The organism is Psychroflexus longus (assembly GCF_020164595.1).
GTDB lineage: Bacteria > Bacteroidota > Bacteroidia > Flavobacteriales > Flavobacteriaceae > Psychroflexus > Psychroflexus longus.
Genome location: NZ_JAIQZE010000015.1, coordinates 77,307 through 91,134, shown reverse-complemented (window position 1 = coordinate 91,134; position 13,828 = coordinate 77,307). Strand labels below are relative to the sequence as shown.

Annotated in this window: 11 protein-coding genes and 2 tRNA genes; 1 reads left to right on the top strand and 12 read right to left on the bottom strand. The window is 37.5% G+C overall.

Translation table 11 applies throughout. From position 1 onward, the window contains the following. Nucleotides 1-170: 170 nt before the first annotated feature. From LB452_RS12545 to LB452_RS12500, 10 genes are all read right to left on the bottom strand, one after another. A tRNA-Pro gene (locus tag LB452_RS12545) sits at nucleotides 171-248 on the bottom strand. Nucleotides 249-308: 60 nt separating this feature from the next. Further along, nucleotides 309-392, bottom strand: a tRNA-Ser gene (locus LB452_RS12540). Nucleotides 393-494: 102 nt separating this feature from the next. Next, nucleotides 495-791 carry a thioredoxin family protein gene (locus LB452_RS12535; RefSeq protein WP_224462080.1) on the bottom strand — a complete coding sequence of 99 codons (297 nt, stop codon included), beginning with the start codon at nucleotides 789-791 and terminating at the stop codon, nucleotides 495-497. 56 nt (nucleotides 792-847) lie between these two features. Then, on the bottom strand, nucleotides 848-4,309 hold the full coding sequence (locus LB452_RS12530; protein WP_224462079.1) for an efflux RND transporter permease subunit: 3,462 nt from the start codon (nucleotides 4,307-4,309) through the stop codon (nucleotides 848-850). A gap of 3 nt (nucleotides 4,310-4,312) precedes the next feature. Further along, nucleotides 4,313-5,488 (bottom strand): efflux RND transporter periplasmic adaptor subunit, encoded by a 1,176-nt coding sequence (locus tag LB452_RS12525; RefSeq protein ID WP_224462078.1) that lies wholly within the window; start codon nucleotides 5,486-5,488, stop codon nucleotides 4,313-4,315. A gap of 4 nt (nucleotides 5,489-5,492) precedes the next feature. Then, the gene (locus tag LB452_RS12520) at nucleotides 5,493-6,863 is read right to left on the bottom strand and encodes a TolC family protein (RefSeq protein ID WP_224462077.1); all 1,371 of its coding nucleotides are present in this window, start codon (nucleotides 6,861-6,863) and stop codon (nucleotides 5,493-5,495) included. Further along, nucleotides 6,860-7,465 carry a TetR/AcrR family transcriptional regulator gene (locus LB452_RS12515; RefSeq protein ID WP_224462076.1) on the bottom strand — a complete coding sequence of 202 codons (606 nt, stop codon included), beginning with the start codon at nucleotides 7,463-7,465 and terminating at the stop codon, nucleotides 6,860-6,862. The genes LB452_RS12520 and LB452_RS12515 overlap by 4 nt, the downstream gene beginning before the upstream one ends. 139 nt (nucleotides 7,466-7,604) lie before the next feature. Further along, entirely contained in the window at nucleotides 7,605-8,756 is a 1,152-nt protein-coding gene (locus LB452_RS12510; RefSeq protein ID WP_224462075.1) for a tetratricopeptide repeat protein, read from the bottom strand. Nucleotides 8,757-8,760: 4 nt separating this feature from the next. Continuing rightward, nucleotides 8,761-10,941 carry a M56 family metallopeptidase gene (locus tag LB452_RS12505; protein WP_224462074.1) on the bottom strand — a complete coding sequence of 727 codons (2,181 nt, stop codon included), beginning with the start codon at nucleotides 10,939-10,941 and terminating at the stop codon, nucleotides 8,761-8,763. Beyond that, a complete protein-coding gene (locus tag LB452_RS12500; RefSeq protein WP_224462073.1) occupies nucleotides 10,941-11,303 on the bottom strand; it encodes a BlaI/MecI/CopY family transcriptional regulator in 363 nt (120 codons plus the stop codon). Before LB452_RS12500 ends, LB452_RS12505 begins: the two co-directional genes overlap by 1 nt. Nucleotides 11,304-11,636: 333 nt before the next feature. Here LB452_RS12500 and LB452_RS12495 point away from each other — a divergent pair, with 333 nt between their 5' ends. Further along, nucleotides 11,637-12,455, top strand: a complete 819-nt coding sequence (locus tag LB452_RS12495; protein WP_224462072.1) for a PhzF family phenazine biosynthesis protein — start codon at nucleotides 11,637-11,639, stop codon at nucleotides 12,453-12,455. Here the strand turns inward: LB452_RS12495 and LB452_RS12490 are convergent. After that, nucleotides 12,446-12,796 carry a hypothetical protein gene (locus tag LB452_RS12490; protein WP_224462071.1) on the bottom strand — a complete coding sequence of 117 codons (351 nt, stop codon included), beginning with the start codon at nucleotides 12,794-12,796 and terminating at the stop codon, nucleotides 12,446-12,448. The genes LB452_RS12495 and LB452_RS12490 overlap by 10 nt on opposite strands. Further along, nucleotides 12,797-13,771, bottom strand: a complete 975-nt coding sequence (locus LB452_RS12485) for a polyprenyl synthetase family protein (protein WP_224462070.1) — start codon at nucleotides 13,769-13,771, stop codon at nucleotides 12,797-12,799. Nucleotides 13,772-13,828: the final 57 nt, after the last annotated feature.

Sequence of the window (13,828 nt, the reverse complement as noted above, 5' to 3'; positions counted from 1 at the left end):
CTTCGACTACCTGAAGCTTAAAAGAAAGCGAATAATCTTTTTGGGTTCGCTTTACATACCCTTTATTTGTTGGTGATTCCATATACACTTGATTTTAGTGTATCGCTATATTAGGACGGGACAATTTCATAAATAAAAAAGCCAGTAATCAAAAGATTACTGGCTTTTCTTGGTCGGGGTGGCAGGATTCGAACCTGCGACCTCCTGCTCCCAAAGCAGGCGCGATGACCGGGCTACGCTACACCCCGATTGATGTATGGTGAATAAACTTATACTTAGATGGGTCTCGCTACATCTAAAAGTTTCAGCGGAGAGACAGGGACTCGAACCCTGGCGACGTTTGACCGTCGACAGATTAGCAATCTGCTGCATTACCACTCTGCCACCTCTCCAATATGTTTTTAAGAACTTGCGCGTTTTGCGGTTGCAAATATAACTGCATTTTTGATTTTGGCAAAACTAAAATGGATTATTTTAAAGTTTCTTTTTCCGTCTTAAGAATTGTCTTCAATCACTATAATGAGGTCGTTTGCTTCCAGCTTACCGCTCTGCCTCCATATCATTTCCCCCTGCTTGTAAAGCATATACGTTGGAAGTTTTTTAACCTTCAAAGCTTCAGTCAGCTGACTGTTTTTTTCAGCATCAATCTTTATAAGCTTAGCATGATCCCCCAAAGCTGCACTTACATCCTTTAGTCGATCATGGATATGCTCACAATCCTCACTCCAGTCGGCGAAGAAGGTGAGTAGGGTTGGTTTTTGTTCATCAATGAGTTTACCAAATTTGGTCATCTGAAATTGGTTTTACTTAAAATTAATTCAAAATTTATCATTTACCAAATCTTTCGTTATGAGTTACTTACAGTTAATGATTTATTTCTAAATCTTAATTTAGCCCTCACGTTGAGATAAAACATCACGGGAACAACAATTAAGGTCAGGAACGTTGCGAAAATTAATCCAAAGATAACCGTCCAGGCTAATGGTCCCCAGAAAATAACATTGTCTCCACCGATGTAAATACTAGGAGCATAATCCACAAAAAGGCCAAAGAAATCAATATTTAGACCCACAGCTAGTGGTATTAACCCTAAAACAGTTGTGATAGCGGTTAGCAACACTGGACGTAAACGAGATTTCCCGCCAGCAACAATTTCTTCAAAATATTGCTCTTTAGTCAGCAACTGATCATCCTCGATATCTAGTTTTTCTTTTCTTCGATCAATTAGAATTTGAGTGTAATCCACCAGAACAATTGCATTATTGACCACGATTCCCGCTAAAGAAATAATTCCCATCATTGTCATAATGATGATAAAATCCATTTGAAAAATTCCAATTCCAAAGAATACTCCGCCCAGGCTCAAAATAACCGCGGTTAAGATAATGATAGGTTTAGATATGGAATTGAACTGAGCCACGAGTATCAATAGGATGCCTCCAACAGCAATCAAGAGTGCTTTGATTAAGAAATCTAAATTTTCATCTTGTTTCTCTTGTTCTCCGGTGAATTTGAAATTAATGCTTTCATCCAGGTCAAAATATTCCAATTCTTTCTCTAGTTGAGAAACAATCTCGTTTCCGTTGTAACCACCAAGTACATTGGAGTATAAAGTGATTACACGCTTCAAATCTTTTCTTTTAATCGAAGAGAAAGTCGAAGCTGGTTTCGTTTCGATTAAAGTTGAAATAGGAGTTTGAATGATTTCACCTCTATTGTTCCTAAAGGTTACCGGCTGATTGAAAATTGCATTCTCATCATACCTCAGCTCCTCATTGAACCTCACATTGATTTGGTAATCATCTTCATCATCCTTGTAGGTTGAAGCTTCTTCTCCAAATATGGAACGCCTTATCACTTGCCCTACCTGTGCAGAAGATATACCGAGTTTACCTGCTTTAGCTTTGTCAACATAAACATCAAGCTCAGGCTTAGATTTATTGATGTCAATTTTCAATTCCTCAATCCCTTCAACACCAGTTTCGTTGATGAATTTATTCATTCGCTTAGCCTCTGCAAGCATAAGGTTGTAATCTTCACCCCTCAGTTCTATGTTTATGGGATAGCCAGCAGGGGGTCCAGCCTCATCTTTTTCAGCAATAATGGAAACGCCCGGAAACCCTTGAACGGCCTCTCTCACCTCATCAAGGACTTTACTACTTTTTACATCCCGTCTCAACCTGAATTCTCTCATAGAAAGCGTTACCTTTCCTCTATGTGGCATTTCGTTGACTTGCCCGGTATTATTTCTTGGATTCCCAGATCCTTTTCCAACCTGTGAAATGGCAGACTCTACCATAAAGTTATAACCATCTTCATCTTCGTACTTGCTTATAACTTCGAAAATACGTTGCTCCACTTTTTTGGTGAGAGTATTGGTTTTCTGAATACTTGTGCCCTCAGGATATTCGATGTAAGCCATGATTTGATTAGGCTGATTCTCTGGAAAAAATAAAACCTTAGGCTGAACGATTCCTACAAAGACAAACGATAGAATTAAAATGCCAATAGTGCCGAAGAAAACTAAGTAAGCTTTGTTCTTATAGAGGGCGTATTTTAAAGTTTTCTCATAAAAATTTTCAAGTTTTTTAAGGGATTTAAATTGAAAATAATAAATGGCTTTTATTAGAAATAATTTGTAAACCCATAGTAAAACTGAAGATAAAATGGCCAGATTTCCCAGACCTCTAAGAGCCCCAATATCTGCTACAAAACCTAAAGCCAACGATACAACACCAATGGCAAGTAGGATTAAACTCCATCGGATCACTTGCTTATTTTTCAGTTTCTTTTCTTCAACTTTCATAAAGTCGGAGGTGAGCATTGCGTTTATGATCAATGCGACAAACAGTGAAGAACCCAACACAACTGAAAGTGTAATAGGGAAATAGATCATGAATTTTCCTATAGTTCCAGGCCATAACCCAAGCGGGAAGAAGGCTGCCAATGTAGTTGCCGTAGAGGCAATAATAGGCCATGCAATTTCTCCAATACCTTGTTTTGCGGCTGCGGTCCTGCTCATTCCTTGATCCATTAGTGAGTACACATTCTCAACTACAACGATTCCATTATCTACCAGCATCCCCAGACCCATGACAAGTCCAAAGAGAACCATGGTATTGAGCGTAAATCCAAGTCCTGAAAGTATGATAAGCGATAATAGCATGGACATAGGGATGGCTACTCCGACAAAAAGTGCATTTCTAAATCCTAAAAAAAACATCAAAACAATGATGACAAGTAATACTCCAAAGATGATATTATTGACCAGGTCATTCACCTGATTCTCAGTTTTGATCGACTGGTCATTGGATAAACTGATATTTAAGGCTTCAGGATAGTAGGATTTCTCCTCATTTTCAACAATAACTTTGATCTCCTCAATAGCCTCAATCATGTTTTTACCAGATCTTTTTTTCACATCCAGCATAACTACAGGGTTGCCATAATCTCTGGCAAAGGTTGTAGGATCTTTGGTGTGAAAATTGACCTTCGCTACATCTTTAAGGTAGATTTCACCTCCGTCATCTTTTATGATAATGTCGTTAAGCTCTTCAGGGGAATTGATTTCACCTAAGACTCTTATGTTTTTCTCTATACCATTGGAAACAATATTACCACCAGAAATAGTTTTATTCTCATTCCGAATAGCCGTGATAATATCATTGAAGCTAACCTGCATCGCAGCCATTTTATAAATATCCACAGCAACTTCTACTTCTTTATCATCTATTCCGCGGATCTGCGCTTCTTTGATTTGAGGTAGCAACTCAATTTTATCCTGAAGATGCTCCGCATAATCTTTTAGTTTTTGTTTATTGAAATTACCTGTGAAACTGATATTCAAAATGGGAATTTCCTCGGATAAATTGAGATCAAACACATTAGGCTCTACTTTAGCACCATTGTCCAAAGTTGGCCAGGCAGTCTCAGATTTTACCTGATCGACTTTGTCCTTTATGAGTTGCTTGGCGTCCTGCACTAAAACATCTTCCTCAAACTCAACAATAACTATTGAATAATCCTGCATCGTTGTCGAGGTGATTTCTCTTACTCCTTTTACATCTTTGAATTCCTCTTCGAGAGGTTCTGTGATGAACTTTTCAATATCTTCAACAGAAGTTCCAGGCTCAACTGAGCTGATGTAAATTTTGGTTTCTACGATTTCTGGAAAGTCCTCTCTAGGCATGCTGTAATAAGACATGATTCCGCCTATCAAAATGATTGCGATAATCACATATACAGTCATCTTATTATCAATCGCCCAGGACGATATACCAAATTCTTTGTAAGTGTTTTTCTTAGCCATTAATTAGTTCTTTTGAAAGTTTAAAACTTTTACTTTCTCATCTTCTTTTATTGTTCTGGCTCCTTCAGTTACCACTATTTCTGAAGCTTCCAGTCCTTCTAAAACTTCAATCTCACCTTGATAATGTTTGCCAAGTTTCAGTTTTTTTAAATTTGCAGAACCTAAACTGTCGTTTTCCATAGAGAGAGAAAACGTAAAAGACTCTCCCTGTGCATTTTCTCTTAAAATATTTTCTGGAATCACAATGGCATCATTCGCTTCATAATCATTCAGTTTTATGGTGGCGATGAGGTTGGGCTTCACAAATTCTATTTGGTCTGGAATAGCAACTCTCACTCTGAAGTTTCTATTACTTTCAGAAATATTGCTGGAGACCTGCGTGACTTGGCTTTGAAATTCTTTTTCTAAAGATCCAAATTTCACAATAGCTTCTGTCCCAACCTTTATACTCCCTACATAGTTTTCAGGCACATTGGCACTCACATACATTTGGCCCAAATTCAATATTCTGAAAATAGGAGTTTGTCCTGGTGAAACCACCTGACCTTGGTCAGTAATAACTTCGTCGATCTTTCCATTAAAAGGGGCGAAGATGATAGACTTATTGAGTTGGCTTTCCATTTGCTTCACGGAATTGTTAATTTGCTCAAAAGCAGTTTCAGCTTCCAAAAATTGAATTTCTGACCCAATATTTTGATCCCAAAGGCGTTTCTGTCTTTCGAAACGGGTTTTCGCCAAATCTCTTCGCGCTTTCATTTCTGCCAATTGACTGGAAAGACCTCCATCATCAATTTTAGCTAGTTTTTGTCCTTTTTTGACTTCTTCACCTTCTTTAACATAGACTTCCTTCAAGTTGCCAGAAAACTCTGGATAAATTAGTATGTTTTCGTCTGTAGTTGCTTCCCCTTGGATTTTTATATAGTGCTTAAAGTTTCTAGGCTTTAGTTCCATAGCTTCAACCAAGGCATAGTCATAGTCTTCCTCAAATTGAGTTAACCTCTCATCCAGTTTTTTGAGTTTGTTTTTCAATTCCAACATATCTTTATTGAGAATTCCTCGCTTTTGCTCAATTTCTGACTTGGATCCAGTTTCAATAACATCTTCAACAGATTTTTCTTTGGGTCCGCAAGACACTAAAATGATTAATGACAAAATGCTGTAGTAGGATAGATATTTCATGAGTTTACTTTTCAAAGTTCGTGAATGGAGTATTGATGATTTTTTCAATTTCTGCTTTTGAGTTGATGATGTCTAGCATCGACTGTAAAAGTTCGTTTTGAGCTGTATAGAGTTGCTGTTGAGCTTGACGAAGTTCAAAACTTGTCCCAACTCCTTCTTTAAATTTGACCTCGTTCTTATGTTCTATACGTTCGGCGAGTTCAAGATTTTTTTTGGATAGATCGTAGTTATCTACAGCAAATTCAAAATTGCTTTTGGCGTTATTGAGTTGAAGTTTGATCTGATTAATAGCCTGAGTTTTTTGCGTTTCGGCCTTTTCCATTTCAATTTTAGCCTTTTGGGTTCTGGCGCTTCTTTGAAGCGAACTAAAGATGGGAACATTTAGTCTCACCCCGATGGTGGAAAATTCAAACCAATCTGCACGTGAAGAAAAGAACTCAAAATCTTCCCCAAAACTGTTTTGACCGTAATTGGCAAATGCTGAAAGCGTAGGTAAAGCTTTACTTTTTTCCAGCTTCATTTCCAGCTCACGCTGTTTGACCAGGTTGTCTGCGATTTTGAAATTTATAGTGTTTTCAACTTTGAAATCTTCCGTCATAATTTCAGCTTCAAGCGCATCTCTGTTGGCTAGATTTTCAAGATCTTCCAGCAAAATGACTTCGGTCTTAATGGGTAAACCCAATACCATATTGAGGCTTTCTTTTGAAATGTCCCTCATACGTTTGGCATTATTCAACTGACTTTGCAATTGCTGATATGTAATTTGTAATTGTTCAACATCTTCCTCTTCGGCCAGGCCATTTTCAAAAATCTTACGGGTTTCATATAAGTTTTTCTCCGCTGTTTCAAGGTTACTTTCCACAATGTCAATAGAATTTTGTGTAAGCAATACATTTCCATAAGCGCTTATCACGTCTTTTCTGACCTCAAGCTTAGTTCGTGTTTCTTCATTATCGGAATATTTCAAAAAGGTTTTGGCTGCTTGCAAAGCAACGATGTATGATCCGTCAAAAATCAACTGATTTAAAGTCGCAGAAGCATTCATGGTTTGTCTTGTGTTAAAAGCTACGGGAACAAAGGTTCCTGGCTCTCCGCCAACGAATTCGGCTGGGATTGGACTCTGTGGAATAATGGCATTATAATCATAACTCACGGCCCCGTCGAGTTGAGGAAGACCATCGGCAGTGGTTTCCCATTTTTGCTTTAAGGCAATGGCCACGTCGCGCCTAGCGTTGATAGTAGCATAACTACTATCGATAGCAAAATCTATCGCTTCTTGTAATGTGAATTGGTAGCTTTTTGGCTTTTGCTCTGTCTCTTGCGCAAAACCTGCCGAAAAGCAGACCAGGCATAAACCTAAAATTATTTTCTTCATTCCTGGAGTTTTTTTTCTAATTCTAATAAACGTTTATATCCTTTGGTATCTGTAATACTCCTCAAATGATATTTGAGAAATTGTTCGTATAGTTCTTTTGGGCTTAGCTGACTGTCCTTAAAAAGCTCTTCATCTTTCAGGTTAAGCATGCCAGCAATATAAATTCTACAGGTAAACACTTTATGAATGTCTTGTCTGTAATAATTCTCTTTAACACCGCGTTCAATATTTTTCCCAATGCATTCCTCCATTTTACAGACTTGAGAGTCTCGCATCTTGGCATAAATCTTAGGATAGTATTTCTGAAACTGAAACTGAGGAGAGGTTTTTTCATTTTTAAGTCGTTTCATCACCACGCGTTTGATCTCTATCATTTCCTCGATGGGGTCAAGGTTTTTCAATTGTACCAAATCAATTTCAGCATGAATTTTATCACGAATGAAGTATGCGACCTGCTCTACTAATTCTGATTTATTTTTAAAATATTCGTAGATGGTTTTCTTGGACACGCCCAGCTCTTGGGCTAAATGGTCCATCGTGACACTCTTGAACCCGTATTCCAAAAATAAATCTCCTGCCTTATGTAATATATCTTCTCTCATTTCCGGTTGCAAAACTACACATGGAAACTTTTTATACAAGTAAAGTTTCCAAAGTTTCACTTTAGTTTAACTTTGGAAGACGGAAAAAAATCCGGCGTGAAGAAGCCGGACGTTTATAAAGTAATAGGATGGGGCTTAGTTACTCGCCTGAAAAATGTTTCTCCCTTTTTAAATCTGTAATTCTTCTGTACATTAAGGGTTTGAACTCAGCATATTCATAATCCCCAAATTGATTTTCATATTGATCATAAAAGGACAGCTTTTCGTCGACATCCTCATAAAGTCGATCAGCCGTCAAAGCCATTTCTACATAAGCGCGCTCAAACATCGGAGCTTCTTCGATCACAAGTCCAAACACTTTAATAGCTGCTTTCAATTTTCCATTTTCTTTCATAGCAATGGCTTTGGTAAAGCGCTCACCGCTTAGGCTGACGTCTTTATAAAGAATAGCCAATTGGGCATTATACTCCGATTCTTTGTAGTTTTCTTGTTTAGCATAAAGCAGGGCTAATTGCAAATGGTATTTACTGCTCCTTTGCTCAATTCTTAGCAGTTGCTTGTATTTTTCAATAGCCTTATCGAGTTGATTGCTACTGTTGTATGCAATCGCCATTTTTTGTAAAACAAACTTAGGAGGTGATGTTAAGCTCTCAAGACTTTCAAATTGCTCTAACGCAAGTTTGAATTTCTTTTGAGCATAATAAATCTGACCTAAAAGCCCAATTATTTTCTTGTTTTCAGAATTGAATTGAAGCGCATCCAGACTAATAGTTTCTGCTTTTTCGTAACTCTTTATTCTGAAATAAAACTTAGAAAGCTCATAGGCTGCTCCCTGATGAGAGGGATCTTGCTCTAAGGCATTTTCAAAACTTAGTTCTTCAGATTTATTTTTGAGTTCGGCTTTGGTTAAGCCAAGTTGATATAGGAATTCGGGATTGGTGGGATAGTTAGAGGTGAGTAAAGTTAGCAAGCTATCAGCTTCTTTGTATTGAGAATTTGATTTTAAGAGTTTAGCGTAAGTGAATTGATCAATAGGTTGATCTTTCTTGTCCATAAGTGCATCATGATAGCTATCAATTGCTTTTTCGCTGAAGTTTTTGGCTCGGAGGCTTTTTGCTTTGAGAATTTTATCCGTGTAACTTTGTGCAGAATTTATTTCAAAGTGTTTTAAGATTTTTGAATATTCTCCAACAGCATATAAACTGTCCAGGTCTTGAGCATAAATGACTTGTGCACTCCCGAAGGAGTACACAAGTAAAAGGATGAAATTAAATTTAATAGTTCTATCCATTAACCTAAAAAGTTATAGGTAGAGCATAAAGCACACCTACATTTTTACCTTCATGTTGACCTGGTTCCATATCAGGCAATTCTTTGATTACTCTTTTTGCTTCAGCTTCAAGTTCTGGTCTTGCTGCTCTGGTATTTATATTTACTATTTTACCAGCATCATCAATTTTAAATTGAACATATACTCGAGTAGTGCCTTTAAGTCCCAATTTTTTTGCTAATCCTTTATCAAAATTTTTGTTTACAAATTTGCTTACCTTATCACTCATACATTCTCTTTTCTCCTCATTGGTTGATAAGCTTTCACAACCTGGAAAGACAGGAACATTTTCAACAACGGCGAAAGGAACGACACCTATTTTATTGATTTTATTTTCCTCATTTCTTTTTATCTCGGTAATTACCTCTTGATCATCTTTCTTTTCTGAATAGCTCTCACTTATCTGAAAAGTTATTGGTAAGGAATACAATACCCCAATATTTTCGCCTTTCTGTTTACCAGGTTGCATTTTAGGGAGTTTATTAATAACTCTAATTCCTTCTGCTTCGAGGTCAGGATGTGGCGCTCTTGCTGCAACATTGACAATTTCTCCGGTTTTATCTATTTTAAATTGTACGTAAACTCTATTAACTCCTGTTAGGCCTAAGTTTTCAGCTAGATTTACATCAAAATTTTGGTTTACAAACTGACTTAATTTTTTGCTCATACATTCTTTGCGCTCTTCATTTGAGCTCAATCCTTCACAACCAGGAAATATTGGAACTTCTTCTATTACTGAAAAGGGAACATCTCCAGTTCTATTGACTTTATTTTCTTCAACTCTTTTTATCTCAGTTATAGGCTCTTGGCTTTCTTTATCATCAGAATTAATTTCACTAACCTGAAAAGTTATCGGTAAAGAATATAACACACCTACTTTTTCACCTTTTTGCTCACCAGGTTTCATTTTAGGGAGTTCATTAATTACTCTCTCACCTTCAGCCTTTAGATCGGGATGAGGAGCTCTCGCTGCAACATCGGTAACTTCTCCGGTTTTATCAATTTTAAATTGAACATAAACTCTATTGACTCCTGTAAGCCCCAAATCTTTTGCTAATCCAGTGTTAAAATTTTTGTTGACAAACTGACTAATTTCTTTACTCATGCATTCTTTACGTTCCTTATTTGTACCTAAGTTTTCACAGCCAGGAAACACGGGAACACTTTCTATTACAGCAAATGGGACGTCGCCTATTTTATCGTCTGTTTTTTCAATTTCAGTCTGTTCTGTTGTTTGCTGATTCTTTTCTTGTGCTTCTACCGAATTTGAAGTGTAGATTAGCATTAAGACTAGTAGTGGTAAAATCAGCAGGTATTTTAATAAGTGTTGCGGACGTGAGTTTTTCTTTTGTAACATCATAAGTCGTTGTTTTAATTGAGAATGGTTAAAAAATGAGTGCGAAAATTCTAGATTTTCGGTACCAAAAGCTTGGTTGAGCAAGCTTTGTGCATAATCTCTTTTGTTGAGGTGTTTAGCGGCTACTTTGTCGGCCTGGAGTTCATGCACCAGCATCAATTCTTTTTTCAGCCAATGGTGAGCTGGACTTACCCAAAATATTAACCGTAAAATTTCGGAAATGATAAGGTCCAAACCATGAAAGGCTTTGGCATGTTCCAGCTCGTGTGCTGTAATTTTTTCTCGCTGCGAATCAGGAATTTGATCACCTATAAATATCGATTTCCAGAAGGTGAAAGCGTTTTCAGAAGCTATCAGTCTGTAGCATTTCACTTTATCGATGTAACGTTCAAACCTTGCTTTTCTAGTCAGTTTTTTCAGCTTGTAATAACCTACACTGAATTTGATAACGAAAAAACTAATACCTATAAGATAGATGAATTTAAGAATGGAATCTAGACTCCATGTGGACGTCTCCTGTGTAGTGCTTTCTACTGAAGCATTTACGTTCACTTCATCTCCCATGAAATAATAATCAGGAAATTGAGAAATAGAATCGACTTCAGCGGTTGCATTACCAAAACTGAGATTAAAAATGCTAAAATCTAGCAAAGGAATTACAAACGAAAGTAGTGCTGTAGCTAGCAGATAAATCCGGTTATGCGAATAAAAGGTCTCTTTTTTGAAGAGCAAATACAGCCCCAAAAAACAAGCTTGAAATAGCATAACATCGAGAAGATACCACCACATTAGTCCTCGGTTTTATCAAGTTCTTTTAAAATGCTTTCCAAATCTTTGGCGCTCATGTTCTTTTCTTTGACGAAAAAAGAAACCATATTTTTAAACGATCCTTCAAAGTAAGAATTGACCATTTTCTTCATCGAGGCTTTCTGGTAGGTTTCTTTATCGACCAAAGGATAGTATTTAAAACCTCTTCCGGCTCTTTCATGTCCTACAAAGCCTTTGTCTTCCAGAATCCTTACAATAGTAGAGGTGGTGTTGTAGGCGGGCTTTGGGTCGGGCATGTCTTCAATAATTTCTGCTACTCGGGCTTGTCCTTTTTGCCATAACAGCTGCATAACTTCTTCTTCTGCTCTTGTTAATTGTCTCATGGTTTTATAAATTTTACCACGAATATAAACTATTATTTTAGTTTAACTATGAGGATAGTTGTTAAAGTTTTGGTTTCCTTTTCTGCTGTTTCATTTGAATGATAGTTACTGCGATATAGATGTCAGGGTGCTGCCCTTTATTTTAAATTTTAAACAATAAAGGCTTTAGCCCTGACATCTTCCCTTTAATTATATGTTTCAAGTTCGAGCGAAGTCGAGAATCATTCACTTCTCTAAGTCTTAATCCTTCAACTATTTCTGAGGGCAAGCTTTGAAATCGAGAACCATATCTACAGATTTTAAAAATTCTTATGTTTACATCAAAAAGCAATCATGTCTATCATATATCAAGTCGACTCGTTTACCAACCAGAAGTTTAAGGGAAACCCAGCAGGGGTAATGCTTCTGGAAAATGTATTTTTGGAAGAAGACCTCATGCAAAACATTGTAAAGGAAATGAATGTGTCCGAAGTGGCTTTTGTATTGCCAAAAGAGGATCATTTTCTGATTCGTTTTTTCACTCCCAAGGCTGAAGTGCCGCTTTGTGGCCATGCGACCTTGTCGGCAGCTCATATTTTGTATGAGCTCGATGTAGTATCGAAATCGGAGTCAATTGTTTTTCAGGCGCCAAAAGATCAATTGGAAATTAGCTTTACTTCAGAAGGCTACCAAATGAAATTTCCGGAATATACTTTGACACCCATTTCAACTTCCAACTGGGCTGAGGTTCTAGGCTTAAATATCAAAGAGGCTTTTGAAGTGACCAACGACTGGACGATGCTGGTTTTGGAAACTGAAGGTGAACTTCATAATTTTGTGCCCAACGCAAGTGAACTACAAAGTTTAGGTCTTGGTCAATGTATTTTTACAGCAGTGTCAAATCCTGCCTACGTGCCACAGGCAGGCAGGTCAGAAGAAAGAGATATTGTTTGCAGATGTTTCGTACCCAATTTGAACATTTTGGAAGACCCAGTAACAGGTTCTGCACATTGTGCGCTCGGGGTGTACTGGTCAAAAGTTCTGGGTAAAAATGAATTGAAGTCAGAACAAATTTCGGAGCGTAAAGGTCAACTCAAGTTAGAAATGAAAAATGATAGCGTTTATATATTAGGTCAAGCCAAAACGGTGTTTAAAGCAGAGTTTTATTTATAGACTGAACGCCAATACACTTTTTGGTAGCTGCGTTCCACCACTCTGTGTATGAGACGATCCAGGAAATCATCATTAGCCATTAATCGCTGTATTTCATTTTCATGAATATCGATTCTGTAAAGCAGGTGGATAAAACTTGAAGTCTTTTGGTGAATCAAATCAGAAAAAATAGGGTTAAGACCCTGCCATAATTCGTCTGGTGTAATATTAGTTTGCAATTCAATTTCTGTCAGTCCCACCAGAGCCAGGTCCTTATTTAATTGTAGAATTAACTGTTCCCAGATTTCAGCATGTTTTTCTGGTGCACTGATGATGTCGGAAAGCTGTTGAGGAAGACTCATTTACATTTCCCGATTCATGAGGTTTGTCCCAAACGCCTTTAGAAATGCTTTCCCTTTTTCAGAGACTTCCATCTGTTCCAGATGTTTAAACGCCTCTTCGGTATATGCTTTTATCCTTTCAGTAGTTGCAGCTTTGGCGCCAGAATCCTCAAAAATTTGTTTGGCAGTTTCAATCTTACTGGAAGGATCTTCAGGTGCTATGGTATATAAATGCCTTAGTTGATCAGCACTGCTGGAATCTGCAAGTTCGAGTGCTTTCAGAAATAAGTAAGTTTTTTTATTCTCAATAACGTCACCGCCAATTTGTTTTCCGAAAACAGCCTGATCTCCAAACGTATCTAAATAGTCATCCTGAATTTGAAAGGCGATGCCAAGCAATCTGCCGAACTCATAGATTTTGTCTTGAACGATTTCAGAAGCATCACTAACGATGGCTCCCATCTTAAGAGCGGCTCCTACGAGGACGGCGGTTTTGAATTCTATCATCTTCAGATACTCATCGATAGTAACGTCATCTCGCTCTTCAAAATCAACATCGTATTGTTGGCCTTCGCAGACTTCAATAGCAGTTTTAGTGAACAATTTTGCCAATGGTTTAAAATGATCTGCCGGATAATTTTCAAACAATTGGTAGGCATTGATCAGCATTGCATCCCCAGATAAAATTCCGGTATTGACGTTCCACTTTTCATGCACGGTTTCTTTACCTCTTCTAAGGGGCGCATCGTCCATAATATCATCATGAACCAATGAAAAATTATGAAAAATTTCTATTGCCAGAGCAGCATCCATAGCTTTTTCCAGGCCACCGCCAAAGATATCTGCACTCATCAACACCAGAACAGGTCTTAGGCGCTTACCTCCAAGCTGAAGAATATACTCAATAGGTTCGTAAAGGTTTCTTGGCTCTTTTTGTGGGAGTCGAGACTCCATGTAAGACATGAAAGAGGTTTTGTAAGCTTCTAAATCCAGCATCAATTTTTTTCGCTAAAATAAATCATTCAGAAGAACTACCTTCTTATTTTGAGAATT

Bases quoted from the DNA above. Each gene is read 5' to 3' on its own strand.
- LB452_RS12535 (WP_224462080.1), bottom strand. From the start codon at position 791: ATGACCAAATTTGGTAAACTCATTGATGAACAAAAACCAACCCTACTC.
- LB452_RS12530 (WP_224462079.1), bottom strand. From the start codon at position 4,309: ATGGCTAAGAAAAACACTTACAAAGAATTTGGTATATCGTCCTGGGCG.
- LB452_RS12525 (WP_224462078.1), bottom strand. From the start codon at position 5,488: ATGAAATATCTATCCTACTACAGCATTTTGTCATTAATCATTTTAGTG.
- LB452_RS12520 (WP_224462077.1), bottom strand. From the start codon at position 6,863: ATGAAGAAAATAATTTTAGGTTTATGCCTGGTCTGCTTTTCGGCAGGT.
- LB452_RS12515 (WP_224462076.1), bottom strand. From the start codon at position 7,465: ATGAGAGAAGATATATTACATAAGGCAGGAGATTTATTTTTGGAATAC.
- LB452_RS12510 (WP_224462075.1), bottom strand. From the start codon at position 8,756: ATGGATAGAACTATTAAATTTAATTTCATCCTTTTACTTGTGTACTCC.
- LB452_RS12505 (WP_224462074.1), bottom strand. From the start codon at position 10,941: ATGTGGTGGTATCTTCTCGATGTTATGCTATTTCAAGCTTGTTTTTTG.
- LB452_RS12500 (WP_224462073.1), bottom strand. From the start codon at position 11,303: ATGAGACAATTAACAAGAGCAGAAGAAGAAGTTATGCAGCTGTTATGG.
- LB452_RS12495 (WP_224462072.1), top strand. From the start codon at position 11,637: ATGTCTATCATATATCAAGTCGACTCGTTTACCAACCAGAAGTTTAAG.
- LB452_RS12490 (WP_224462071.1), bottom strand. From the start codon at position 12,796: ATGAGTCTTCCTCAACAGCTTTCCGACATCATCAGTGCACCAGAAAAA.
- LB452_RS12485 (WP_224462070.1), bottom strand. From the start codon at position 13,771: ATGCTGGATTTAGAAGCTTACAAAACCTCTTTCATGTCTTACATGGAG.